Genomic DNA, 23,964 nt, shown 5'->3' on the forward strand with positions numbered 1-23,964 from the left:
GTGTCCGACACCGCAACAACAATATTAAACAAATTAGTGCATAGGTAACTCACTTTATATTACCATGTTTCTTTACCTTATAAGAAAAAAACCAGCCGAAAATCAGGCTGGTAATTGTTTACTGTCACATAATAGACAACGGAATTGTTCTCCTGACAATGTTTCATCTTGAATTAGGATATCGAGTGAGCTTGCAAAGGTAGCCCGGTGACTCTCTAACAGCTCTCTAGTGCGCTCAATCAGCTGCTCCAATATCGTATTCATCTCTTTCGACAAGGCATCGAGGGACACATGCTTCATCTTCACAATCCCTAAGCTCGTCAACCCTGAATTGACCATCGTTTCAACAATATGAAGGGCTTGATCAAAATCTCCTTGCGAACCTGTGCTGCGGTGACCATAAAACATTTCCTCTGCTACAGCTCCTCCTAGGGAAATCATGATTTGATCTTCTAGGTAAGGTAGTGTATACAAATACCGATCCTGCTGCGGCTGATGACGAACATAACCTAGCGCCGGCCCTCTTGGACTGAGGGATACTTGAGAAACGGAGTTCGGGCGCAGTGTTTCCGCAACAATAGCATGACCAAGCTCATGAAGAGCTACGCGCTTACGCTCCTCCTCATTTGTCTCACGATCGGTCTTCTCGCCCATCATGACTTTGTCGATCGCATAAGATAGGTGACGTGTCTCAATCTGCTCTTGCTCATCACGCATCGCATAGATCGCCGCTTCATTCAGCACGCTTTCAAGTTGGGCGCCAGAAAAGTTAAAGGTTTCTTCCGCTACTTTATCCATATTCACATCCTCAGCAAACGGCTTGTTGGCAGCATGAAGCTCAAGAATTTGCTTTCTGCCCCTCTTATCAGGCATATCCACTTGAATGTGGCGATCAAAGCGCCCTGGACGAAGCAGCGCAGGATCGAGCATCTCTTTGCGATTCGTTGCAGCCATGATGAGAATACGGGGAGATTCCTGCTCATACAAGCCATCCATCTCCGTCAAGAGCTGGTTCAGCGTTTGATCATACTCGCGCTGCTGACCGCCCTCACGCTTTCCTCCAATCGCATCTATTTCATCGATAAAAATAATCGCATTCGCCTTTTTCTGCTTCTGTGCTGCCTGTCTCGCATCCTTAAACAGTGTACGGATGCGGCCTGCACCAACACCAACATACATCTCAACAAATTCACTGCCTGACACCCCAATAAATACTGCATCAGAGTAATTCGCAGCTGCCTTTGCCATTAACGTCTTCCCTGTGCCAGGAGGACCTGTAAGCAATATCCCTTTGATGGGACGTATGCCAAACTTTGCAATGCGATCTGGCTTGATAAGAAAGTCCAAGGCTTCAATCAATTCATTCTTAGCTCGATCTTGACCACCAATCTGTTCAAAGGAATGCTTAGATGATGTCTCATTCTTCTGTGCTTGCCCTTGACGGCTGGAGAAAGCCTGCTTGCCTCCCCCGCTTCGATATCGAGCTGCAATGAAAAGCAAGCCAATCCCAACGGCAGCAACGATGATCGGCCATATATTAATACCGACATATGCTAAAAAAAGCACAAGGACGATCGCAAAACCAATGGAAAGCTCCGTCCATCTAAGATTGTCGTTCTTCATTTGGCCACACCCCCATGCTGCTTCCTTGAAGCGGTAATAGGATCGTCTTATGATTAGATCCATCCTTCAGTGTGATGTACACATTTTGTTCATCCATAGAAGTCTCAACCTGAATGCCTTGGTCCTGCTTAGCAAGCTCTTCAAGCCGAATCGGGATATCCCCATAACGCTGATGGCTCATGGCCTCAGCAACAGCGAACAGTGCTTTATTCCAAAACTGGTCAATATGAGCATTAGATGCATCGTTTACAATCTCAACATTTAGCTTGCGTGAGCTCGCTTCCTTCTTGGCTATATCATAGACTTGCTCCATGACAGGCGCAATCTCGGTTGTAGGTTTGAGTGAAAGATTGATCTTCAGCTCGCTTGGATTCCAAACGACCTCTGCATGTTCAATCTGATCGATGTTAGAAAGTGCTGATGTTAGAGGCTTTTCCATTAGCTGTGAACGATAGAATGTATAGCCTCCAAAAAGGATGACGGTACTAATTGCCATCGTTACGACGAGTGGTATCCAACGAATTTGTTTCAATATAATTCCCCCCTATAGCTATATCGCTGACGGCGAGTATATATGAAAGTATATCACATAAGTATATCAATAAGTGAATGCAATGGATGGAAGAACATTTTCTGCCGTTCATCCTTTTTTCCTCAAGGCAATTGTCAAATGTCTGTCCATCATCTGTCATTCCATTCTATGGAGACCATGCCACGAAAAAAGCTCAATAATCAAAAAGCGCCAAGCTCATCGTGAGCTTAGCGCTTTTGATTATTGATTAGGCATTGAATAGGCTTCACCAAGCGGTGAGCCATCCGTAAAGCGGAAAAATTGATAGAAGACTCGCTTCTCTCCTTGTTCATCTTTACGTCGAACTTGTGTTTCCCAAACATATTCTTCTTTTTGATCCAATGTAACTTTATTCAACGAAATCCGGATAATGCTAGCTTCAGGATAAAGACCCAACAATTGTTCGCGAATCTGTTCTTTTGTCTTTCCATCAGAAGCTTGCTTCACGTTCGCCTCATCACCCTGCACAAAGACAAGCTGCTCTACCCCATTCGTATCTGTTCCCTTAACGACGTACGTTACTTTATCCCAAACAGAGCGTTCTACATCGATAATCTGCTCAAATGCCACTTCCTGCTTCGCCCGTTCTATAGCCGCATTCTCTTTTTCGTTCTCAACAGAATCTATGGCCATCACATACCGAATAAACAAGACGAGGAGGAGAAGCACCACAACCGCAGAACCAAATATCCATAACCCTGCACGATTCCGTCTACGATACCGTGATCTACTACCTCTCACCATGAATGATCAACACCACCTAACGCTTAAGCAAGCCTTCAAATGCCTGACTGGCATCATAGCGAACGCGTTCTTCATCCATCGTGATGCAATGCCCGTCTTTAACAACTTGCTTGCCATCAACAAACACATGAGCAACATCGCGACCGGTTGCTGCGTACACCATATGGGATACCAAATCTGTGTGTGGAAGAAGATGCGGCTGATCGATGTTAATCGCAATAAAGTCCGCTTTCATTCCTGCCTCCAGCAAGCCAACATCCTGCAGTTGAATCATCTTGGCACCATTTACGGTTGCAATTCTCATTGCTTCTGCCGCAGGCACAGCAGTTGGATCGCCAGATACGCCTTTATGAATAAGTGCTGTAAGTCTCATTTCATCGAACATATCCAAATTGTTGTTGCTTGCCGCTCCATCTGTGCCAATCGATACATTGACATTCGCTTTTAACAGATCAGTCACGCGAGCAATTCCGCTTGCGAGCTTCAAGTTGCTGGCTGGGTTATGGGATACCCCTACGTTGTATTTAGCCAACACCTCAATCTCCTCATCCGTTAAATGAACAGCATGCGCGACGTAGGACGGGCGGCTAAAGAATCCGAGTTTCTCCAAATGAGTAACCGGGCGCAAGCCATAATCCGTCACATTTTGCTCTACTTCCGCTGCTGTCTCGGACATATGCGTGTGAAGCATGAGATCGAGATCATGTGCCGCCTGAACAAACTTCTCGATGAACGCAGGAGGACAAGTATACGGAGCATGCGGTGCAAGCATTGTCGTAATGCGGCCATCCGCTGCATGATTCCAATCCTTTGCAAATAGAACAGCTTCATTCAGCTTCTGCTGTTGTACCTCCTCACTGCATAAGCCAATTGCGCCACGCATCAGGCTTGCACGAATGCCAGATTGTTCGCACACTGTTGCGACTTCGTTCATGTGATCATACATATCTACAAACGTTGTAGTCCCGGTCTTAAGCATTTCCAGAACAGCAAGCGCAGTACCTGCATAAACATCCTGATCCGTGAATTTGGCTTCCATCGGCCACATCTTCTCCTGCAGCCATTGCTGGAGCACCATGTCATCTCCGTAGCCGCGAAGCAGCGTCATAGCCGCATGACCATGCGTGTTTACAAGTCCGGGCATGAAAAATAATCTGGAGCCGTCCAAATATTCAGCCTCTGCCGTCTCGTATTCAGAAGGAAGCTCTTCACCAATAAATGCAATCCGATCATCCTCTACAACCATGTACCCTTGTAAAGTGGACTTTGCCGCATCGGGTCTTAATTGTGCAAATCTACCATTACGAATGATTAACCGTTTCGTCATTCTCTGATTGTTCCTTTCTGTCTTCATCTTGTAAGTAGTAGGCAAGGCTGAACAGATCTGTTGTGAAATCTGCCGCATGCACTCTCACATGAGAAGGTACTTTCAAAATAACCGGTGCAAAGTTCAGAATCGCCTCAACACCTGCTTCTACGATCTGGTCAGCAACATACTGAGCTTCCGGCGCAGGAACCGTAATAATTCCGATGCGAATGTTCTGGTTCTCGACAGTTGGCTTTAATTCATCCATTGCTTTAACGGTCAGATTGTTAATGCTGGAGCCAACCTTTTCTGGCACAGCATCAAATACTGCCACGATCTTCATGTTGTCATTCAGATATCCAGAGTAGTTGCACAATGCTTGACCAAGCTTACCAGCACCTACGAGACCGACATGCACCTCTTGGTCTAGCTTTAGTATATGTCTGATCTGCTCGATGAGATAGGACACATCGTATCCGATGCCCTTTCTTCCAAAGTCACCAAAGTAAGCAAGATCTTTACGAATTTGAGCAGGATTCAAATCCAGCTTTTGTCCTAGGTCCTGTGATGAAACGGTCAGCACTTCACGCTGCTTCAGTTCCATCAGGTGCCGCAAATAAATCGGCAGGCGTCTTACAACAGCCTCGGAAATCTTGAGTGTTTTCATCTTAAAGCGGCTCCTCTCAATCGGGTATTGTTATATGTTGTCCACAGAAGATTTAATCTTGTTCTTGAAACCAAGTTTCAATACGAGGGACAAGCTGATCCGTCGCCATATGCTCCATCTTAGGACCAGGCAGAGAATATAAGAAATGCTTGCCGTAGCTTGTCTCAATAACTCTCGTATCATAGATAATAACGATCCCTTTATCTTGGGATGTTCGGACTAATCGTCCAAAGCCTTGTTTAAAGCGAATGACTGCCTGTGGTACAGCAAGCTTACGGAATGGATTCTGCTTATCACGCTTTAACCGATCTGATTTAGCCTCAAAGAGAGGGTGATTTGGCGGCTGAAAAGGAAGTCTCACTATCGCGAGACAGGTTAATGCCTCACCAGGGATATCTACCCCTTCCCAGAAGCTGCTCGTGCCTAACAATACCGAGGCAGATTGCTCTTGGAAGCGCTTTGTCAGCTTACTTCGATTGCCGCTGTCCATTCCTTGCCCCAACACTTGGATTCCTTTTGGCTGCAAAGCCTCTTTAAGGGGCTCATAGACGTCCTTCAGCATACGATAAGAGGTAAACAAGACAAGCATTCTTCCCTTGGTCGCAACTGCGACCTCAGCCAATGATTCCGCCAACTTGCCGTTAAAATGCGCATCGTAAGCGCCTCGAACCGTAGGAAAATCCCTTGGAATCACAACTAGCGCCTGCTCTCGATAGCGAAACGGCGATGGAAGAATGACATTGTTTACTCTTCCTTCGGCGGCCGCAGCTTTTAAGCCTATCTGTTCCTCAATATATTGGAAGGATTTATCTACAGAAAGTGTTGCTGATGTAAGAATAACGCTCTTCTTTGGCTCGAAGAAATATCGATTCAGCTGCTCGCTTACATCAACAGGCACAGCATACATTTGCACGGATTTAAACTTAAATTGTGCATTTGCTTCCATCCAATATACCGTATCGGGGTCTGTCCCTTGAATGAATTGTCTAAATTCATCACGTACGGTTGCAATCTCTTTAAATAAGCCTGCAACATCAACAACCGCACTCTGAAGCTCCTCATCATCATCCAAGTCCTTCCACTCGTTTACAAGCTTCTCACCCGTTCTTACAATATCGCTTAGTCTTGCATGAACATCCTGCTCCAGTTCATGTACCGCATTCCAAGCATCCGGCCGACTTGAAGCTTTCAGACGCAGCACGGTCTGACCCGCTTCAGCTTGTCCGGATTCAGTTGATGGCATAAGCTGATACAGCGCATCATACAGCCTGTCCCACACGTCACGTGCTTCGAGCAGCTGTGCGTACTGTTTCTCTATTCCATCCGCCCATATGAGCGCTTTTTCATTACCGGATAATCGAAGCTTGGTCTGTAGGAGTGAAAGAGCTCCATTCTTACTATCTTTAAACAATCGAACAAATGGATGAATCAATGAGAAATACTGTAAGTGAACGCCGAGATGCTTGCCAGCGGTCTCCTCAAAGTGATGTGCCTCATCAATGACCAAATGTTCATAAGAAGGCAGCAGACGATGATCTGCGATCACATCCGTGAACAGCAGCGAATGATTCGTAATTATCACGTCTGACAAGTTTGCGTCATTTTTGGCACGGTGATAAAAGCATCTTCTAAACCACGGGCAAGCTCGGTTCAGACATGAGTCGCTGTCACTTGCAACAGTATCCCAGAAATCTGCTCCTTTATGGATGAGATGGAGCTCCTCATCATCGCCTGTCTCCGTCTGGCTTAACCACACCATCATCTGAGCAGCAGTCAGTACATCGTCTCTCGCATGAACAAATTCCCTATAGTTTATCTTATGCTCGAACTTGCGCAAACACAAATAGTGGCTTCTTCCCTTTAGGATAGAAGCTTTAAATGGCACCGGAACAATCTTCGACAGCAGCGGCAAATCCCGATGTCGCAACTGCTCCTGCAGATTGATCGTGTGTGTGCTAACAATCACTTTCTTTTCGTTCTTAACACTATGATAGATGGAAGGCAGCAAATATCCAAGGGACTTACCTGTCCCCGTTCCAGCCTCTATCAATAAATGCTGATCCTGCTCTAAGCTCTCCATTACGGCGTTAAACATCTGCTCTTGAGCATCGCGTGTTTCATAATTGGATAGTTGAGTCTGTAGGTTATGCTTCACTTGATCCATGAATGCAGAAAAGGAAACATCCTTTAGCGCCTCTTCCTCCAACCCTTCACGCGGTGGCAACTCATCTGTCCATTCCTCTACCTTAAAGGCAAGTTGTCGAAATGGTGAAATATGTGGATCATCTCGAAGGCCTGCGGCAGCTTGCTCGCGTTCCACTAGCTTATTATACAAAAGCCAGCCGAGATCTCTCTCCTCTTCCCCTAACAAATCAACAATCCGCTGAAGCGTTAATAGCGGCAAGTCATCAATGGCTTCTAGACAGCGAATTAGAATCTCTGCTGTTGCAAGCGCATCGCTATCCGCCTGATGCGGCCTGTCATGGGTTAAGCCAAACGTGCTCGCCACATTGCCAAGCTGGTAGGACGTTAAGGAAGGGAATAAAATGCGAAGCAGTTCTATGGTATCCAGTATTCGACCTGTAAATGGCAAATACCCCGATTGCTCAAGTGCATTCTTTAAGTATTGATAATCAAAGGCAACATTGTGCCCTACTAGTATGACATCATTCAGCAGAGGAACCATGCCCGTCATCGCTTCGTCAAGATCAGGCGCATCGTGAACCATCTGATCTGTGATTCCTGTTAATTGGGTGATAAATTCAGGTATCGGCACGCTAGGGCGAACTAACGTATGATACTCTCGTTCTATAGAAAGATTATCACCGAGTACAACAAGTCCGATCTGGATGATCTCATCTCCAGGCTGGTTCCCTGTTGTTTCAAAGTCCAAAACGGCAAATCTCATTCTCACAATTCCTCTCAACTTCTGATGCTTTTAGCATAACAGATGTTCGGTCATTTGGAAATGACTAGAGGGCAACATCTTACGAAAAGACGTTCCCCTCTTGACTATTCAAGCCATATATTCCATTCTTTTCTCGCCATACTGCAGTACTCCGCTATTGTGCATGCAAGCCTTAATATTAGAGATCGGCTCAGGTATGGTCGGATCTGCAAAGTGGGCTTTTTGGAAGTATTGCTGTGCTTTTTCGGTATTCTTGTACATGGCCTGAATACAGCCTAAGGCATTGTACGCAAGGGCCTTCAGCTTTTTATTTTCCGTTAAAGGAATGATAAAGTGAAAATGACTGCAGGCTTCCTGCGCACGGCCCAACAACAAATAAGAAAAACCTAAATAAATGCGTGCCATCATAGAATCAGGCTGAACACGAATTGCACGTTCCAAGTGCCTTATGGCTTGTTCATACATCTTAAGAATAAAATACCCTTGTCCACACTGCAGTGAATCTTGACAGCTCATATCATCTACGGGAGCTGGAGCTTGATCTGCCACCTTATCTTGGCAAACCTGCATCAGCTTCTTGGAAGAGGCCGCAGATTGTGATGAAGAAGCTGTTGCCTGAACGGTTTCACCTTGAGAGAATAATACCGCATCCAGATTATTCTCGGTGCGAACAAGCGCCAGCTTCTCTTCAAAGCGGAGCCATTCCTCCACGATCTGATCGCTCATGGAATGGAGCAAAGATAACTGACGGTCAAGCTCTTGCTTCTCTTCTTGCTTTGCAGTCGGATAATGCTTCAGAATATCGTCCAACAACTCATTCATCGTCGCGAACATGTGCTGCAACACGTTTCATCCCACCTTCAGCTGTGATGCTTACGATTGTTGTGCGGCTCATGTTCATTTTGTGTACGTCAGACCTATTTCATCCGAACCAATGTTTCCTGTCCAAGTGCGCCCAAAAAGATTAACGTATGGTTGCGTGAAGCTCTTCCTTGGCAACCTCGACAGGTTGATTGCGTTCATTGACGAAGACCACTTTGGGTTCGTATGATTTTGCTTCTTCATTCGTCATTGCAGCATAGGAAATAATGATAACATTATCCCCAGGCTGAACGAGCCGTGCAGCTGCGCCGTTAAGACATATCACGCCAGAGTGGCGCTTGCCTGTAATGACGTAAGTCTCTAAGCGCGCTCCATTGTTATTATTCACAATTTGCACCTTTTCATTAGGCAAAATATCCGCCTGCTCCATAAGTTCTTCATCAATCGTAATACTGCCTACATAGTTTAGATTTGCCTCCGTCACCGTTGCACGGTGAATCTTGGACTTCATCATTTCACGGAACATGGGTTATTCCCCTTTCGACATTGGAATCCGGATGTTATCGATTAAACGTGTGTTACCGAAGCGAACAGCTAGTGCGATAAGAATATCCGAATGCTGCTGTGGAAGCTTGGCATCCTTAGGGAGTCCTTCCAAGCTAGGGAACGAAACGATCTCCACGTAATCAATATCCGCTAAAGGCGCAGTCAGAATATGATCGATAATGCCCACTTTCACCTCTTCAACGGTATGCGACTCTGTTTCGACCGCTTGAGAAGCCTGTTTTAGCGCTTGAGACAGCGCAAGCGCCTGCTGTCTTTCTTCTTCGGACAAGTACACATTTCGCGAACTTAGAGCCAATCCATCATGCTCCCTCACGATAGGGCAAGGAATAATTTCGACATCCATATTCAAATCCTGCACCATTTGCTGGATAACAGCTACCTGCTGAGCATCCTTCATCCCAAAATAAGCGCGATCTGGCTGAATCATATGAAACAGCTTAGAGACAACGGTTGTTACCCCGTCAAAGTGCCCTGGACGGGATGCGCCGCATAATGACCCCGTAAGGTCGGCAACGACTACTTTCGTCTTCGTTGGCTTAGGATACATCTCTTCAACAGCAGGCAGGAAAGCAATATCGATTCCACAGCGTTCTGCAGTAGCAAGATCGCGATCCTCGTTTCTAGGATAGCGATCCAAGTCTTCATTCGGCCCAAACTGAATCGGATTTACAAAAATACTAAGTACGGAATATTCATTCTCAGCTGCTGCGCGCTCCATCAGACTTGCATGACCTTGATGCAAGTATCCCATCGTTGGCACGAATCCTACAGAAGCGTCGGGATGCTGTTTTCGATATGCTTTTATTTCGGCTCTTAATTCTTCTACTGTCCGAACGACTTTCACTTAAGACTCCACCTTTCCATGCCCATACAAGCTTTCCAGCACTTGATCATCTGCACGAAACGAATGTTCCTCTGCTGGGAATGAGCGTTCCTTCACATCTTTTACATACTGCTCTACGCTGCTTCTAACCACTGCGCCGATATCCGCATAGGTTTTCACAAATCGCTTTTCGCGATAGGAAGACGTATATTTTAAAATATCATGGAATACGAGCACTTGGCCGTCCGTTTGAGAGCCTGCGCCTATTCCAATTGTAGGAATGGCAAGCTTTTTCGAAATCATCTCCGCGACTTGCTCCGTTACAAGTTCAAGCACGACTGCACAGGCACCGGCACGCTCTAGTGCTAGGGCATCTTGAAGTAAACGCTCTGCATCCTCAGGCGTTTTGCCCTGCACGCGGTAGCCCCCGATTTGATGGACTGCTTGTGGAGTGAGTCCGATATGGCCGACCACCGGAACACCTGCTTTTGTACAGGCATCAACCATGAGCGCAATTTCGATGCCACCTTCCATCTTCACTGCATTCGCTTGGCCTTCCTGCATCAAGCGACGAACCCCTTGCAAGGTTTCGCTTACTGTACTGTTGTAGGTCATAAACGGCATATCTGCTACGACAAAAGTATCAGGTGCCCCTCGGCGAACAGCTCTCGTATGATACACCATATCATCTATCGTTACAGGTAAAGTCGAGTCATAGCCTAATACGACGTTGCCCAAAGAATCTCCAACCAAAATCATATCAATGCCCGCTTCTTCGACGAGCGCGGCAGAAGGATAATCATAAGCGGTCACCATCGTAATCGGTTCACGCTTTTCCTTCATCTGTTTCATTTTCACAATGCTGAGCGGTTGCTTCTTCATTGCCATTTCATCATCTCCTTTTGTCAGACTTCTCTTTTTAGTTTGCGCAAAACAAAAAAACCTTTTAGTGTTTCCACCAAAAAGGTCCCAAAGCAAAAAAGAGGTCGCATGCGACGCACTTTCTGTCTCGGTCCCCAAGGCTCAGAGCAGAATTCGCTGCAATAACAAGGAATATGTACTTGTCTGTCAGCACTGTTGCTTTGTTCTGCTAGTGCAGTTCTTTTCAGATACCGCCTACGTGCATAGTATAGCAAAATTATTCGACAGTTTCACTACATAAAATGAACATCCCCAGAGAACACCTTGCGATATTGTCCGTCACTGCCAAGCAGCACAAGTGCACCGCTATCATCTAGGCCCTGCGCAACACCGCTCACTTCACCATAGGGAGTATCTACTGTTATCGTACGTCCAATCGTTATGCTTTGTGCTTCCCATAACGTACGCACCGGCCCGAATCCTTGCTCCTCATACAATTGGTATAATTGCTCCCATTCATAGAGAATCTCAGTGACAAGAGATGCTCGGTCAACCTCTTTACCAGATGCGATCTTTAAAGACGTCGCTTTTGTCATAATTTCTTCCGGATAATCCTGCTCGTCAAGGTTAACGCTAATTCCTATCCCGGCTATTACACTAAGCAGGCGCTCATCCTCAGCGAAGGATTCAAGCAGAATCCCGCATATTTTGCACTCGTCCACAAGCAAGTCATTCGGCCACTTTATGCCAACCTCGATGGGCACTACACGCTTTATCGCTCTGCAGGTTGCGACAGCGGTCAAGAGCGTCAGATGGGGCATAAATTGCAGCGGAATCTTTGGCTTTAGCACCAAGCTCATCCAAATGCCTTTGCCTGGAGGTGAATGCCACGAGCGGTTGCGGCGCCCTCTGCCAGAGGTTTGCTCCTCTGCAAGTACTAACGCTCCCTCAGAGGCGCCTGCCTTCGCCCAAGCCAACGCTTCGTTTTGGGTTGATTCCGTCTTGCTCAACAGCTTCAATTGACGACCGAATACCGCTGTCTTCAGCTTAAGCAGCAGCGTGCGTTCATCCAGGCGCGTCGGCTGCTGGATGAGTCGGTAACCAAGCTTCGGAACCGCTTCAAACTCATAGCCCTTCGCCCGAAGACGGTTAATCTGCTTCCACACCGCTGTCCGGGAGATATTCCATTCTCGACTAATCTGTTCCCCAGAAATATATTCATTCGGATGGTTTTTAAACCATTCCAGCAATCGATCACTCACAGCAATCCCACCTTTCATCTAAACCAATGGCAAAGCTACCCGCCATTTATTACCTAAAAATGCAATATGAACGGAATGAGCTTCTTTAATTCACAATGACTTTACCTTATATGAACACCTATGAACATCTCTTAGTCCATCACATCACTGACTATAGGAGCTATTTCGCATGCAGATGCTGATCCATCCATAGCTTGGCTGATTGCTTCTGACTCGTTGGAAGTGGATCAACCGTTCCCAGAGCAGCTTCAAGAAAAACGTGCTCCAAGCATTCTCTAACCCAAGCCCCTGCAGGTTGATCCGTCAACTGAAGGAGCTGCTTTCCGTTCACATGCAGTTCAGAGAGCTTTTTGACGGGCATGGCATCGATCCATGACGATGCCATGTTGTTCAACAGCTGGATGCCCTCGCTGCAATACGAGGGCTTAAGCGTGGCGATGAGGCTATTGGCAAGGCCGCAGGAGCGAGACTTCGGCTCCTGCTTGCCACGCTCAGCCGCTGCTGCAGCCGCATGGGCCAATGCCCGGCTGCAGCGAAGCGCTCCGCGCACGGCGTTCTCCCCATAGCGGAGAACGGCCTGCGCGACAGCACGACGCAAAGGAGCATGCTCTGCCTTTGCGTCGTGCTCGCTTGAGGAAGACGCCATGTAAGCAGCGGCTGCTTCCTCAAGCCTTGTATAGGCGCCGAGGACGCTCAGTATCGCGTCCTGCTGCGCCTTAGAGAGACGCAGCGAGCGTGCATCCTGCGCTGCGTCTTCCTCCGTCGCGCCAATTCCGAGCGCGACCAAAGCAAAGCGCAGCTCGGGCGTCTCCACATACCCGAGCGCGCCGTAGACGGGCAGCCATGCAGGCCCGTCCGGCTCCACTGCAATACGAAGCGGCTCCTTCGTATGAGACAGCACCCCGCTTCGTAGAAGCATGCTCCAGCCTTTCGCAGGATCAGGCCCTTCCGTCAGCTTCCACAGCTCATCGCGCACCCGCTCCATCGCAATATGCTGAAGTAAAGGCTTCTTCACCTTAATCCCGCGCCATACACTCTTCGCAATTCGCATCTTGAGCACCGATGCGAAGCGAATGCCGCGCAGTATGCGAAGCGCGTCCTCCGCAAAGCGATCCTCTGCGACACCCACTGCTCGAATGAGCCCTTTATTCAAATCCGCTTCGCCATGGAATGGATCGTGAAGCTGGCCGTGACGATCCATCGCGATCGCATTCATCGTATAATCTCGCCGTCTCAAATCCTCTGTAAGATCAGTTATGTAATGAACTTCAGAAGGACGGCGGTAATCGGCATATCCTTCTTCGGACCTAAAAGTCGTCACTTCATACGTATAAGTAGGCATAACGACTGTGACGGTCCCATGAGCAATGCCAGTCGGAATGACACGCTCAAATAAGGAAGCCACGCGCGCAGGCTCTGCGGACGTGGCGATATCTACATCATGAACGGGTCGATCAAGAAGAATGTCCCTTACACAGCCGCCAACCAAATAAGCTTCATAGCCATGAGCCTCCAACTGCCTGATGACTTCATAGGCTTCTAAGTACAAGGAATCCTGCGGTGATCGCTTCATTCATAATGCTCCTTTACATTCACTTAATCATCGCAAGCCGGAACTTCAGTGGACACTTCTCTTCCAAGCACACGATGATAGATTTGTTCGTATTCCCAAGTAATCTTATCATTGCAGAAAACATGTTGTGCTCGGTATAAGCATGCTTCTCTCATTCGCTTCGCAAGCTCTGGGTCGCTTAGCAGCTGAACGGCATATTCCGCCATCAGCTCGGTATCGCCAATCGGTGCAAGAAATCCGGTTTCTCCGTGGGACACAAGCTCTGGGACTCCGCCCGTAATCGAACCGATGGTCGGAACTCCGCAGGCCATAGCCTCAAGAGCAACCAATCCAAAGCTTTCCTTCTCTGAAGGGAGCATCAATACGTCTGCAAGAGAGATAACCTGGGCAATCTCATCCTGCTTCCCAAGGAAGTGAACTCTGTCCTCAAGCCCCAGCTCACGAATCTTGCACTGTACCTTCGGCATATCCGGGCCTTCGCCTACAAACATAAGCCGAACGGGGATCTTCTCCTGTACCTTCTGAAACACATCCACGACATCCGACACCCGCTTCACTGGTCGGAAGTTAGAAATATGCATCATAATCTTCTCATGAGGATATGCGAATTCGGATCGCAGATGAGAAATATCTCTTGGATAATAGACACGTTTATCGATAAAGTTATAAGTCAGGTCTATGTCCCGCGTAATATCAAGCAGTTCACGCGTCTCACGAATCAAATCTTGTGATACAGCCGTTACTGCATCGCTCTCATTAATAGCAAAACGAATCATGTCTTTTAACGATTCATCCTGTGCCAGCACGGTAATATCCGTACCATGAAGCGTTGTTACAACCTTAAGATCAGGGTGAGCAAGCTTCTTTGCGAGATAAGCACATATCGCATGAGGGACTGCATAATGAACATGCAAAATATCAAGTTTCTGCATGTTTGCAACCTGCGCCATCTTGCTTGCCAAGGACAGATCATACGGCGGGTAGCGGAATACATAATAATCATTGACATCAACTTCATGATAATGAATATTCTTCTGGAACGTCGTGCCTAAACGAAATGGGATGTTGTGAGTAATAAAATGAATCTGGTGACCTCGTTCTGCGAGCAATTTGCCAAGCTCTGTCGCAACGACACCAGAACCGCCTAAGGACGGGTAGCATGTAATGCCAATTTTCAGTCCATCGCCCAAGACGTTTCCCCCTCCTTTAATGTTCTGCTAAATAGTGGCCTTGCACGTGGAGGAATCTAACCAGCCTTAAAAGTACTGTACAGCATATGGACCCTTTGTTATAAATCCTTCTGCTAATTTCATCCCGCGTCCTTGACCGAGCAGGCTGTCCCTTGCTTCTACACGCTCGACATAACCCTGGGTAAGCGGTGTTGACACCATCTCATTCGTTTGTGGAGTGAATTGAGATCGATAAGCACCTAGCGCAAGCCGTTTCTGCTCGTAAACCTCCGATACATCCACAACAAGATCAGCCGGCACCGTATCATTGATAAAGTAAAAATAAGCTTGTTCCACCGTATGGGCTGGCAGCTCAGGCATATATCTTCTCAGCTTTGCATTAAACAACGCTTCTTGGACAATGCGAGAACACATGATATGATCGGGATGACGGTCTTCCCAATAAGGTGCGAATACAATTCTTGGCTTATGCCATCTAATAATCTTAACAACCTCGTCGATATGCGTCTTGATCAGCTGAAGTCCGCGATCAGGAAGACCAATCGTTCCTCTAACATCCAGCTGTAGAATCTGGCTTGCATCCTTCGCTTCCTCTTGTCGAAGCTCAACCGTTCCATTCGATGACATCTCCGCGTAGGTTAGATCATAGATGCCCGTCTTATAGCCAGCCTGTTTATGCTTCGCCAGCGTTCCGGCCATGCCAATCTCTACATCATCCGGATGCGCTCCGATAGCCAGAATGTCAAGTGCGATCATTACGCTTCATCGACTCCCGGTTTATATTTGTTGGGCAGCTCTCTCCAAGCGAATTCTCCGCGTTCAAGCGCCTTCACAAGAATTTCTGCTGTGGCAATATTCGTCGCAACAGGAATGCCTTGAACGTCGCACAAGCGAAGCAATGCAATAATATCCGGCTCATGCGGCTGTGCCATCAACGGATCACGCAAGAATATAATTAAGTCCATTTCATTTTGAGCAACAAGCGCCCCAATCTGCTGGTCACCGCCAAGTGGACCTGACTCAAAGCGGTGGATCTTAAGATCGGTTTGCTCCATAATGCGTGTTCCTGTTGTACCCGTGGAGAATAATTGATGACCTTCAAACACTTTTTCATATGCAATCACAAAGTTTACGATCTCGGTTTTTTTACGGTCGTGTGCAATGAAAGCAATATTTAGCATAGTTCTCTCCTCAGCTTTCCCTAGTATGTTCTATCTACCGTTTGTTTTTGGTTACGCTGAATATACAGTATATCGTTGTCTTCCTTAGTCCATGAGATGTTCGAAGTCATAAACCAGCTCTTGAAGCTGCATGACCTTTTTCACCGCCAGGTTGACTCCAGGCATATATCCTGCACGCTCATAGGAATCGTGACGAATCTTTAGGGATTCTCCGTTACCGCCAAAGATGACCTCCTGCTGAGCAAAAATGCCTGGCAGGCGAACACTGTGAATGCGGAAGCCGTTATAGTACCCGCCACGAGAACCTTCAATCTTTTCTTCCTCATTCGGGTTGCCTTGACGATGCTCCTCGCGAACCTCAGAAATCAATTCAGCTGTTTTTACTGCTGTTCCAGATGGAGCATCAAGCTTTTGATCGCCATGATATTCAATGATCTCAACATTCGGCAAATATTTTGCCGCTTGTTTAGCGAATTGCATCATTAAGAATGCACCAATGGAGAAGTTTGGCGCAATGACTGCTCCAATCCCCTTTTCACGGCACAAAGAACGAATTTCTTCAATTTGTTCCACAGAAAGTCCCGTTGTCCCAACAACTGGCCGAACGCCATGCTGAATCGCAGTCACCGTGTTCTCCATTACAGAAGCTGGTGTGGTAAAATCCACAATAACATCTGGCTTTGCAGCAGCTAAAGCTTCTACAAGGTCGCTTTTTACCATCACACCTGTTGCAGCAATGCCTACCAATGAACCGGCATCCACTTCACCAGCAGATCTATCCACAGCTGCTACAAGCTCCAACGCCTGATCCTGCAGCACCATCTTGACAACTTCTTTACCCATTCGGCCGCCAGCACCGACGACACCTACACGAATACGCTCTCCCATAGGTTTAACCTTCCCCCTCTTCTCCGTCAATTCTTGTCCACCGATTTGCATCTCTTGTGTTGAATTTGTGCATCACATCATCATGCGCTTTGGTGAGGTCAATCCCTAAAGAATTGGCAAAGCATATTAATATAAACAACAAGTCCCCAAGCTCAAGGGCAATGGAGTTATCTTTCTCATCAGGCTTCTTCGGTTTCTCTCCGTAAGCATGGTTCACCTCGCGGGCAAGCTCACCGGCTTCTTCCGTCAACCTTGCCATCAAGGCGAGCGGGCTAAAGTAGCCTTCCTTGAATTGAGAAATATACTGGTCTACTTCACGCTGCATCTCCGCAAGCGGCTTCTTGCGAAGCGAGTCTAAAAACGCTTTATGGTTGCTTGTGTTCAAGGTATCCCCTTCTTCTATTATGTAGCATTTCATTATAGGTACATGTATTATCTATGTTATCTCAAAGCACACTGGAAAACAAATGCTTTTTATCCCCTGATAATTTCGATATACTAAGAAAGCATGAGGAAATTGAAGATAAGGAGAGCTAAAGATGACTGCTTCCGTGCTCTTGAAGAAGATCGGACAGATTTTCCTTCCTATTACAATAGGAACAGCAATTTACGCATTTGGATTGATTTACTTCATCCTTCCGAATCAATTGATGGAAGGCGGCGTAACCGGGATTACCGTTCTTCTCAAGTATGCTCTAAACATCTCACCATCTCTTTCAACTCTTATCATCAACATTCCCTTATTTCTTATCGGCTGGCGTTCTTTAGGTCGAACGCAAATGGTATACAGCATTTACGGCGTTTTGTCATTGACCTTCTTCCTGTGGTTTTTCGAGCAGGCCGTTGAACTTGGATACATAGACCCCTTCCGAACTGAACAAGATATGATCCTAGCTACATTATATGCGGGTGTTACGCTAGGTGCTGGATTAGGCATTGTCTTCCGCTTTGGAGGTACGACAGGCGGAGTAGACATCATCGCACGAATTGCGAACCGAAAGCTAAGTGTCAGCATGGGCCAGTTTATTCTTTTCTTGGATATTTTCATTATTGGATCGTCGCTCTTCTTTATTACAAAGGAAAAAATATTGTATACGCTCGTTACGGTATTCATTTCATCGAAAATGATTGATTTCATCCAAGAAGGCGCCTATGCTGCAAAAGCCTTTACGATTATTACGGATGAGCCCCATGCCATAGCAGATCAGATTACAAAGGAGCTTGAGCGCGGAGTCACACTGATCCCAGCAATCGGCTATTATTCGAAGGCAGAAAAGCAAATGGTATACTGTGTTGTCAGTCGAGCTGAACTTCGTCGGATCAAGTCTATCGCAAAAAGTATTGACCCAAAAGCATTTATTATCGTCAGCGAGGTGCATGATGTGCTTGGCGAAGGCTTCAAAGAAGATTAAACATGATTCCATTCCCACTATATAATAAATGAAAAAAAGAGCAAGGAGACCGCCCATTAGTCATCAGACGGTACTCCTCGCTCTTTGTTTTTTTACAACGCGAATAACTTATCGATCCAGCTCAAATCCTCGTTATGCAGATGGATTCCACGGGCCTGAGCGAATTTGTTCCTCATCATCCCGATATTTTTGATAGGCTACATAAGCTAGCGTTACCGTCACAATCCCGGTAAGCCAAATAATGGCCCGCATAGGGAGTGGCTGCTCTTGATCCATCGAGAAGGTCGTTAAATCCTTGGATGGGCCAAATAGTTCCTTCATCCACATACCTTCGTATTCCTGCAACGTACGCTTCACCTGCTCAACCGTAACCTTAGATTTATGAGACTGCTGAACCAGCGCCATGACGGAGTGTATCATCTCGATTGTGTTCGGTGAACGCTGCAGCGAAGCAGCAGGAAGAATACGATCGATATGTTCCAACCACTTTCGACTGCTTTGCTCCCATTGCATGGAATCTACCGCTTGCAGCATCTGATCAAGATCATCTCGTAATATGTCCGCATATTGGAGCCACATCGGCTGATCGGGATGCGTGACCGCATCTGTGGCGAAACGAAACTTCGCTACCGCATGCTCAAGGGCATCGGAATCTCGCTTGATGGCATGAAACTGTCTTTTAAGCTCCACATAGCTTCCCGTTATAACATGAATATGTTCAGCCTTCCACTCGTCGAACAAGTGAGGGGCTGCCAGAGCAGCCTCTAATTGAACCAATATCTCGAAGGCACCATTTTGATCCCCATCAACAACCTTCCGATACATCTGCTCTGCTGTTTGATCGACAAGGGCCCATTCTTGGCTTGTGGAAGGATTTGAAGTTGACTTGTTAGAAGATTTCTCCTTCGTTTGCTTTTGATTGGTCTCTTCCGCTGCTGTGGGCTCCGAATGCTGTTCACTCGCGTATGTAAACTGCGGCAACATGATGGAGCATAGCATGAGAACAGCGAGTAGATTAAAGATTCGCGTTCGTAGCATGGACATCCCTCCCCCATTACTGTATGGGGGGAATGCATGATTTAGAACGATAGAAGGAGACAAACCTCTCTGATAGTTATTGGTATGGAGCTTTCTTAGATAGAAGGCATGACATTACCGCCGCTGACCGGGATGTAAGCCCCCGTTATGTAGCTGGCAAGATCAGAAGCGAGAAATGCAACCACGTTTGCTATTTCTTGATCCGTACCCCGTCGCTTTAGTGGTACGGCTTGCTCGTAGCTTTCATTACGTTCACTATTGTTCTCTCGATCCCTTTCGCTCACTGTCCATCCAGGCGCCACTTGATTCACCGTGATTTGGTGTTCGCCAACTTCTTTTGCCAAAACACGGTAGACGCCGTCCATTCCCCGCTTGCCTGCGGTATAGGCAGACTGACCGGGAAAGTTCTGCATAGCGCATTCAGTATTGATCCCAATAAAGCGTCCGCGTTTAAGCTCGATCATATCCGGTACAAATGCTTTTGCAAGATGAACGCTTTGCAGCACGCAGGATTCAAACTGGCTTCTGTAATCTTCAACATTCTGTTCAAGGATGGAGGTCCATTGATATTGGATCACAGCATTCGCAACTACAATATCCAGTTTTCCAAGTGAAGCATGGATATCATCACGCATGTGCAGAACATCATCCAATCGAGTTACATCTGCTTGCACGACCATCGCACGTCTTCCTAGCTCTTTTACTTCCTGTTGAAGCTCCAGAGCCTTCGCTTCATTGCGTTGATAATGAATCGCTACATTTGCGCCACATGCTGCAAGCGTCCGTACCATAACACGCCCTAATTGTCCGGATGCCCCTGTTACAAGTACATTCCTATTCTGCAAATCGATTCTCACAAGACCCGCTCCTTCTACTTGTCATATTCTAAGAGTTCAACAAGCACCTTCAACTCTTTTACCGTATCCAGCAAAGAATAGCGTCCACCGACAAATTCCCCTTGCTGTTGAACAGTGAAACCCTTCTCTTCAAGAATCGTTTTCTTCCCTTCAGCTCCCTCTACAATGAACGCAATATGATGAGGACCCTCACCTTGATCATCCAAATGTCTTCTCCAAGAACTCTGGTGGTGGTCAGGCTCGATAAGCTCTATTTGAGTAGATCCAATATCAAAGAAAGCGAGTTTGGCTCTGGCTTCTGTCTTTTCTCCTTGAAATATAGTTTTGGATTCCTCTTGTGGTCCTGTCCAGAACCATTGGGGCTTCTCTACTCCAAAGAAATCTGCGTACGCTGCAATTGTTGCTTCAATGTCTTTTACAACAATGCCGATTTGAACGATTGTCTTTAATGATTCATTCTTCATATTTAGGTTTTCTCCTTCTATCCCAGTCAAAAATTCATAGCCCTGCATCATGATCTATCCTATTGAGGCTCTCTATTATCCATCTTACCACCAAGATTTTATTTGCAGCTCCATAACAAATAAAAAAACAACAATAAGGTTAGCTTCCCACAAGCACCTAAACTGTTGTTTTTCAACTTCCAAAATAATTTAAATGTTCATTTATCGCTCATCAATTTCAATACTGCCGTGTTACAACAGCTTCTTCTACTTTATGTTCGCTTCTTCAATCTTTGCTTACAACATCAATTCGTGTTAATCAAGGTGATCTGTATGTTTGCGATACATCCATGCCGCAAGTGCAGCGGCCGCGCTTAATCCAGTAAGAATACAAGTAAACATCGAAACTTTGCCCAAGTGGTTATAAAGAGGGCCTGGCAACCACGGAAAGATATCATACGTATAGTCTAAAATATCATTCAACCAGGTCCAAGCAGCTGCTATCGCGATAGCAAGTGGGCCAAATTTGAATAATCGAACAAACAAAAGCGCTTCTACGGCCATTGCCAGATGAGACCCTACCAGCATCCAGTCCTGCCATATTAGAGGCTCCCCAAGATTGGCGCCTGCGAAAATAATCGCACATGCCCAGATTCCATACTTCACAGACGTAACGACAGCTAAACCTTCAATTAAGACTCGAACAACATGCAGCCATCCTTTGCTTTCCTTCATTGGAAACAATAGAAACAGTAAGGCTAGCGTAAAAAACAAGCTTGCTGTTGGACTATCCGGCACAAATATAATTTGCCATTTCAAGTTATGCGACCAGGTATATTGCAACTGTGCGCCATACCAGTAGTAACCGTATATCGTTCCTAATAAGTTTGCAATAAAAAGCCCCCATAATACCCAGCGTTGCGATAAAAACGAGCGGCTCCAATAGAAAGACAAACGCATCCTACACCCCCAGAAGTTCAATTAAAGCTTATTATGTATAATAAAACTATAATACAGTACTTATACAAAAAATACAGCCTGACCAGTAGATCGGCCAGGCTGTTTGGTACATGCTATGGCTTATTCTGCAGACTTTTGCTTGGCAAGCCATGCAGCGATGTTGGTGATTTCTTCTTCCGTTACGCCTTGAGCAAGCGCTTGCTCATATTGCGCCTTCATCGGTCCCTCGTGAAGAACCTTAAGGATATCCTCTTGCGATAAGCTGTCGCCGATACCGCGGAGGCTTGGTCCTGCACTGCCTTTGAGATCAGTGCCATGACAGCTTAGGCAGCCTGCCTTCTTCATGGTCTCTAATGCTGGATCATCCTTTTCGACAAGTGCAATCTCCTGATTTGGCTTAGGCTGCCCTGTCGGTTTACCAGCCATTGCATCTTCACGAGCTTTCTCTTCACGTTCAATATGCTCCGGAATGATATTCAATTCCTTCAACTCGTGTTGATACTCGTTCCAAGCGGACTTCGTTAAGAAGATTACCGCAAGCAAGGATACGATCATCATGGAGCTTGCGATTGGACGACGATAGAAGCGACGCTCCTTGCCTGTATCGAGGAAAGGTGCCAGGAGCAAAGCTCCAAAAGCGATACCAGGAATTAACACCGTACCGAATACGACATAGCTACCCGATGCGTAAGGGTATTTCAAGAATTGATATAAAAATAAGAAGTACCAGTCTGGGATAGGAATAAAGCCTGTGTTGTTTGGATCGGCTGGGTAGCCTAGAGGTGCAGGTTCTGAGATGGTTAATACTAAGAAGGCGACTAGCGCGACACATCCTACCATCCATTCTTTTAATAGGAAGTTAGGAATAAATGCTTCAGACTTTCCAGGAAAAGCCGAATAGTCAGGTTGAAGCAATGGATTTACTCTCTTCTTCACTCGGGAGTCGCCAACGTACACGACTTTCTCCTTCGGTGAATGTCCATGTGCCATTTAACGTTCCTCCTCTCTTATAGCGGTCCGGATATGCCTTGTCGGCGAATCATAATAAAGTGAGCACCTAACATGGCTAATAATGCCGCTGGCAGGAAGAAGACATGAATTGCGAAGAACCGGGTCAATGTTTGTGCTCCTACAATCTCACCGCCTTGAAGCAGTTCCTTCACGTAAGGACCGATATATGGCACGGTATCCGCAATTTCCATACCAACCTTTGTTGCAAAGTAGGCTTTGTTATCCCATGGGAGCAGATAACCAGTAAAGCCAAGGCCCAGCATGATAAAGAAAATCAGCATGCCAACAACCCAGTTCATTTCGCGAGGAGCCTTATAGGATCCTGTAAAGAATACGCGAAGCGTATGTAAGAACATCATGACAATGACTAAGCTTGCTCCCCAGTGGTGCATACCGCGAACGATCTGACCGAAAGCAACTTTCGTCTGCAAGTATTCCACACTGTAGTATGCATTAATAATATCCGGCACATAATACATCGTAAGGAACATTCCGGATAGAATCTGGATGACCGTTATGAAGAACGTCAGGCCGCCGAAGCAATATACGAAGGCCGAGAAGTGATGTGCAGGGTTAACGTGCTCAGGCACTTCATGGTCGGCAACGTCTCTCCACATCGGCGTAATATCAAGACGCTCGTCAATCCAGTTGTACACCGTTTTAAACATCTGTCTTTACGCCTCCTTATTGGACCCTTGTATTCGGTTGCTTGCTGCCCAAATAAACAAAACCATCGTCACTCACTTTGACCTTATACTCATCAAGCGGAGCGCGGGCTACAGCCAACTGCTTGCCTTCTTTGGTATAGTGCGCACCATGACAAGGGCAGAAGTATTGGTCTTTGTATTTCTCATTGTTGTTCCAGGATACCGTGCATCCTAAATGCTTGCATGTAGGTGACAGAGCGAGTATTCCCTTTTCGTCCTTGCTTATCCATGCTGTCATTGTAGGCTTGCTCTCGTACCATCCATCCACCTGCAAGACTTCAAAATTGAACTCTTGTGGCTCAGCAGTCAGCTTGCTCGCCTCTACAACCTTGACATATTCCGAATCGGTCTTCTTCTGCAGCAACGGGTCCACTGCAAAGCGAACCATTGGCAATGCCGCTCCGCCGATCATGAAAGCGCTTGCCCCACCTAACGTGTATGAAAGAAATTGTCTGCGTGACATTTCTTTACGTGCCGTCGGTTTGTGAGGATTGTGCTCGTTCTCATGCGGTTTGCTCATCGTCTCTTACCCCCTTTACCCAACCGTTCT

Annotated in this window: 25 protein-coding genes; 1 reads left to right on the forward strand and 24 read right to left on the reverse strand. The window is 46.5% G+C overall.

The annotated features are described in order from the left end of the window. Nucleotides 1-102: 102 nt before the first annotated feature. The 17 genes from I2H74_RS01045 to I2H74_RS01125 form a co-directional block, all read right to left on the reverse strand. Nucleotides 103-1,623, reverse strand: a complete 1,521-nt coding sequence (locus I2H74_RS01045; protein ID WP_195570883.1) for an AAA family ATPase — start codon at nucleotides 1,621-1,623, stop codon at nucleotides 103-105. Next, entirely contained in the window at nucleotides 1,604-2,155 is a 552-nt protein-coding gene (locus tag I2H74_RS01050) for a quinolinate synthase (protein WP_195570885.1), read from the reverse strand. Before I2H74_RS01050 ends, I2H74_RS01045 begins: the two co-directional genes overlap by 20 nt. A gap of 240 nt (nucleotides 2,156-2,395) precedes the next feature. Further along, nucleotides 2,396-2,938 (reverse strand): DUF5590 domain-containing protein, encoded by a 543-nt coding sequence (locus tag I2H74_RS01055; RefSeq protein WP_195570887.1) that lies wholly within the window; start codon nucleotides 2,936-2,938, stop codon nucleotides 2,396-2,398. Nucleotides 2,939-2,954: 16 nt separating this feature from the next. After that, entirely contained in the window at nucleotides 2,955-4,265 is a 1,311-nt protein-coding gene (locus I2H74_RS01060) for an amidohydrolase (protein ID WP_195570889.1), read from the reverse strand. Then, nucleotides 4,240-4,911, reverse strand: coding sequence for a redox-sensing transcriptional repressor Rex (locus I2H74_RS01065; protein ID WP_195570891.1), 672 nt, complete (start codon nucleotides 4,909-4,911; stop codon nucleotides 4,240-4,242). Before I2H74_RS01065 ends, I2H74_RS01060 begins: the two co-directional genes overlap by 26 nt. Before the next feature lie 52 nt (nucleotides 4,912-4,963). Continuing rightward, nucleotides 4,964-7,819, reverse strand: a complete 2,856-nt coding sequence (gene dinG / locus I2H74_RS01070; RefSeq protein ID WP_195570893.1) for an ATP-dependent DNA helicase DinG — start codon at nucleotides 7,817-7,819, stop codon at nucleotides 4,964-4,966. Nucleotides 7,820-7,927: 108 nt separating this feature from the next. Further along, nucleotides 7,928-8,665, reverse strand: a complete 738-nt coding sequence (locus tag I2H74_RS01075; RefSeq protein WP_195570895.1) for a hypothetical protein — start codon at nucleotides 8,663-8,665, stop codon at nucleotides 7,928-7,930. Between the two features lie 118 nt (nucleotides 8,666-8,783). Beyond that, nucleotides 8,784-9,167: an aspartate 1-decarboxylase gene (panD, locus tag I2H74_RS01080; RefSeq protein ID WP_195570897.1), complete on the reverse strand. Its 384-nt coding sequence runs from the start codon at nucleotides 9,165-9,167 to the stop codon at nucleotides 8,784-8,786. Between the two features lie 3 nt (nucleotides 9,168-9,170). Further along, complete coding sequence (panC, locus tag I2H74_RS01085) at nucleotides 9,171-10,052, reverse strand: pantoate--beta-alanine ligase (RefSeq protein ID WP_195570899.1); 882 nt, start codon at nucleotides 10,050-10,052, stop codon at nucleotides 9,171-9,173. Continuing rightward, nucleotides 10,053-10,919, reverse strand: a complete 867-nt coding sequence (gene panB / locus I2H74_RS01090; RefSeq protein ID WP_195570900.1) for a 3-methyl-2-oxobutanoate hydroxymethyltransferase — start codon at nucleotides 10,917-10,919, stop codon at nucleotides 10,053-10,055. It abuts the gene before it with no gap. Between the two features lie 266 nt (nucleotides 10,920-11,185). After that, entirely contained in the window at nucleotides 11,186-12,154 is a 969-nt protein-coding gene (locus I2H74_RS01095) for a biotin--[acetyl-CoA-carboxylase] ligase (RefSeq protein WP_195570902.1), read from the reverse strand. Nucleotides 12,155-12,314: 160 nt separating this feature from the next. Beyond that, a complete protein-coding gene (locus tag I2H74_RS01100; RefSeq protein ID WP_195570904.1) occupies nucleotides 12,315-13,727 on the reverse strand; it encodes a CCA tRNA nucleotidyltransferase in 1,413 nt (470 codons plus the stop codon). 23 nt (nucleotides 13,728-13,750) lie between these two features. After that, nucleotides 13,751-14,917 carry an N-acetyl-alpha-D-glucosaminyl L-malate synthase BshA gene (gene bshA / locus I2H74_RS01105; RefSeq protein ID WP_195570905.1) on the reverse strand — a complete coding sequence of 389 codons (1,167 nt, stop codon included), beginning with the start codon at nucleotides 14,915-14,917 and terminating at the stop codon, nucleotides 13,751-13,753. 66 nt (nucleotides 14,918-14,983) lie between these two features. Beyond that, nucleotides 14,984-15,673 (reverse strand): bacillithiol biosynthesis deacetylase BshB1, encoded by a 690-nt coding sequence (gene bshB1 / locus I2H74_RS01110; RefSeq protein ID WP_195570906.1) that lies wholly within the window; start codon nucleotides 15,671-15,673, stop codon nucleotides 14,984-14,986. Further along, nucleotides 15,673-16,098, reverse strand: coding sequence for a methylglyoxal synthase (locus I2H74_RS01115; RefSeq protein ID WP_195570908.1), 426 nt, complete (start codon nucleotides 16,096-16,098; stop codon nucleotides 15,673-15,675). Before I2H74_RS01115 ends, bshB1 begins: the two co-directional genes overlap by 1 nt. An 84-nt stretch (nucleotides 16,099-16,182) precedes the next feature. Further along, nucleotides 16,183-16,986, reverse strand: coding sequence for a 4-hydroxy-tetrahydrodipicolinate reductase (gene dapB, locus I2H74_RS01120; protein ID WP_195570910.1), 804 nt, complete (start codon nucleotides 16,984-16,986; stop codon nucleotides 16,183-16,185). A 4-nt stretch (nucleotides 16,987-16,990) separates the two neighbouring features. After that, complete coding sequence (locus I2H74_RS01125; RefSeq protein ID WP_229106350.1) at nucleotides 16,991-17,311, reverse strand: nucleotide pyrophosphohydrolase; 321 nt, start codon at nucleotides 17,309-17,311, stop codon at nucleotides 16,991-16,993. Nucleotides 17,312-17,525: 214 nt separating this feature from the next. On the opposite strand from I2H74_RS01125, the gene I2H74_RS01130 reads away from it, so the two are divergent. Further along, entirely contained in the window at nucleotides 17,526-18,398 is an 873-nt protein-coding gene (locus tag I2H74_RS01130) for a YitT family protein (protein ID WP_195570914.1), read from the forward strand. Between the two features lie 132 nt (nucleotides 18,399-18,530). Here the strand turns inward: I2H74_RS01130 and I2H74_RS01135 are convergent, their stop codons facing one another. The 7 genes from I2H74_RS01135 to I2H74_RS01165 form a co-directional block, all read right to left on the reverse strand. After that, nucleotides 18,531-19,436, reverse strand: a complete 906-nt coding sequence (locus I2H74_RS01135) for a sporulation protein YpjB (RefSeq protein WP_195570916.1) — start codon at nucleotides 19,434-19,436, stop codon at nucleotides 18,531-18,533. A gap of 95 nt (nucleotides 19,437-19,531) precedes the next feature. Then, nucleotides 19,532-20,293 (reverse strand): SDR family NAD(P)-dependent oxidoreductase, encoded by a 762-nt coding sequence (locus I2H74_RS01140; RefSeq protein ID WP_195570918.1) that lies wholly within the window; start codon nucleotides 20,291-20,293, stop codon nucleotides 19,532-19,534. A gap of 14 nt (nucleotides 20,294-20,307) precedes the next feature. Further along, nucleotides 20,308-20,757, reverse strand: a complete 450-nt coding sequence (locus I2H74_RS01145) for a VOC family protein (RefSeq protein WP_195570920.1) — start codon at nucleotides 20,755-20,757, stop codon at nucleotides 20,308-20,310. Between the two features lie 294 nt (nucleotides 20,758-21,051). Next, complete coding sequence (locus I2H74_RS01150; protein WP_195570922.1) at nucleotides 21,052-21,696, reverse strand: DUF1405 domain-containing protein; 645 nt, start codon at nucleotides 21,694-21,696, stop codon at nucleotides 21,052-21,054. A gap of 120 nt (nucleotides 21,697-21,816) precedes the next feature. Continuing rightward, nucleotides 21,817-22,686, reverse strand: a complete 870-nt coding sequence (locus tag I2H74_RS01155) for a c-type cytochrome (protein ID WP_195570924.1) — start codon at nucleotides 22,684-22,686, stop codon at nucleotides 21,817-21,819. Nucleotides 22,687-22,703: 17 nt separating this feature from the next. Continuing rightward, nucleotides 22,704-23,375, reverse strand: a complete 672-nt coding sequence (qcrB, locus tag I2H74_RS01160) for a menaquinol-cytochrome c reductase cytochrome b subunit (protein ID WP_085493651.1) — start codon at nucleotides 23,373-23,375, stop codon at nucleotides 22,704-22,706. Nucleotides 23,376-23,391: 16 nt separating this feature from the next. Next, nucleotides 23,392-23,934 carry a ubiquinol-cytochrome c reductase iron-sulfur subunit gene (locus tag I2H74_RS01165; RefSeq protein WP_195570926.1) on the reverse strand — a complete coding sequence of 181 codons (543 nt, stop codon included), beginning with the start codon at nucleotides 23,932-23,934 and terminating at the stop codon, nucleotides 23,392-23,394. Nucleotides 23,935-23,964 lie beyond the last annotated feature (30 nt).

It is taken from the genome of Paenibacillus sp. 1001270B_150601_E10, from assembly GCF_015558675.1.
Classification (GTDB): domain Bacteria; phylum Bacillota; class Bacilli; order Paenibacillales; family Paenibacillaceae; genus Paenibacillus_B.

Bases quoted from the DNA above. Each gene is read 5' to 3' on its own strand.
- I2H74_RS01115 (WP_195570908.1), bottom strand. From the start codon at position 16,098: ATGCTAAATATTGCTTTCATTGCACACGACCGTAAAAAAACCGAGATC.
- I2H74_RS01100 (WP_195570904.1), bottom strand. From the start codon at position 13,727: ATGAAGCGATCACCGCAGGATTCCTTGTACTTAGAAGCCTATGAAGTC.
- qcrB (WP_085493651.1), bottom strand. From the start codon at position 23,375: ATGTTTAAAACGGTGTACAACTGGATTGACGAGCGTCTTGATATTACG.
- I2H74_RS01165 (WP_195570926.1), bottom strand. From the start codon at position 23,934: ATGAGCAAACCGCATGAGAACGAGCACAATCCTCACAAACCGACGGCA.
- I2H74_RS01045 (WP_195570883.1), bottom strand. From the start codon at position 1,623: ATGAAGAACGACAATCTTAGATGGACGGAGCTTTCCATTGGTTTTGCG.
- dinG (WP_195570893.1), bottom strand. From the start codon at position 7,819: ATGAGATTTGCCGTTTTGGACTTTGAAACAACAGGGAACCAGCCTGGA.
- I2H74_RS01060 (WP_195570889.1), bottom strand. From the start codon at position 4,265: ATGACGAAACGGTTAATCATTCGTAATGGTAGATTTGCACAATTAAGA.
- I2H74_RS01150 (WP_195570922.1), bottom strand. From the start codon at position 21,696: ATGCGTTTGTCTTTCTATTGGAGCCGCTCGTTTTTATCGCAACGCTGG.
- I2H74_RS01055 (WP_195570887.1), bottom strand. From the start codon at position 2,938: ATGGTGAGAGGTAGTAGATCACGGTATCGTAGACGGAATCGTGCAGGG.
- panB (WP_195570900.1), bottom strand. From the start codon at position 10,919: ATGGCAATGAAGAAGCAACCGCTCAGCATTGTGAAAATGAAACAGATG.
- I2H74_RS01155 (WP_195570924.1), bottom strand. From the start codon at position 22,686: ATGGCACATGGACATTCACCGAAGGAGAAAGTCGTGTACGTTGGCGAC.
- dapB (WP_195570910.1), bottom strand. From the start codon at position 16,986: ATGGGAGAGCGTATTCGTGTAGGTGTCGTCGGTGCTGGCGGCCGAATG.
- I2H74_RS01135 (WP_195570916.1), bottom strand. From the start codon at position 19,436: ATGCTACGAACGCGAATCTTTAATCTACTCGCTGTTCTCATGCTATGC.
- bshB1 (WP_195570906.1), bottom strand. From the start codon at position 15,673: ATGATCGCACTTGACATTCTGGCTATCGGAGCGCATCCGGATGATGTA.
- I2H74_RS01065 (WP_195570891.1), bottom strand. From the start codon at position 4,911: ATGAAAACACTCAAGATTTCCGAGGCTGTTGTAAGACGCCTGCCGATT.
- I2H74_RS01130 (WP_195570914.1), top strand. From the start codon at position 17,526: ATGACTGCTTCCGTGCTCTTGAAGAAGATCGGACAGATTTTCCTTCCT.
- panD (WP_195570897.1), bottom strand. From the start codon at position 9,167: ATGTTCCGTGAAATGATGAAGTCCAAGATTCACCGTGCAACGGTGACG.
- I2H74_RS01145 (WP_195570920.1), bottom strand. From the start codon at position 20,757: ATGAAGAATGAATCATTAAAGACAATCGTTCAAATCGGCATTGTTGTA.
- I2H74_RS01125 (WP_229106350.1), bottom strand. From the start codon at position 17,311: ATGCAGCGTGAAGTAGACCAGTATATTTCTCAATTCAAGGAAGGCTAC.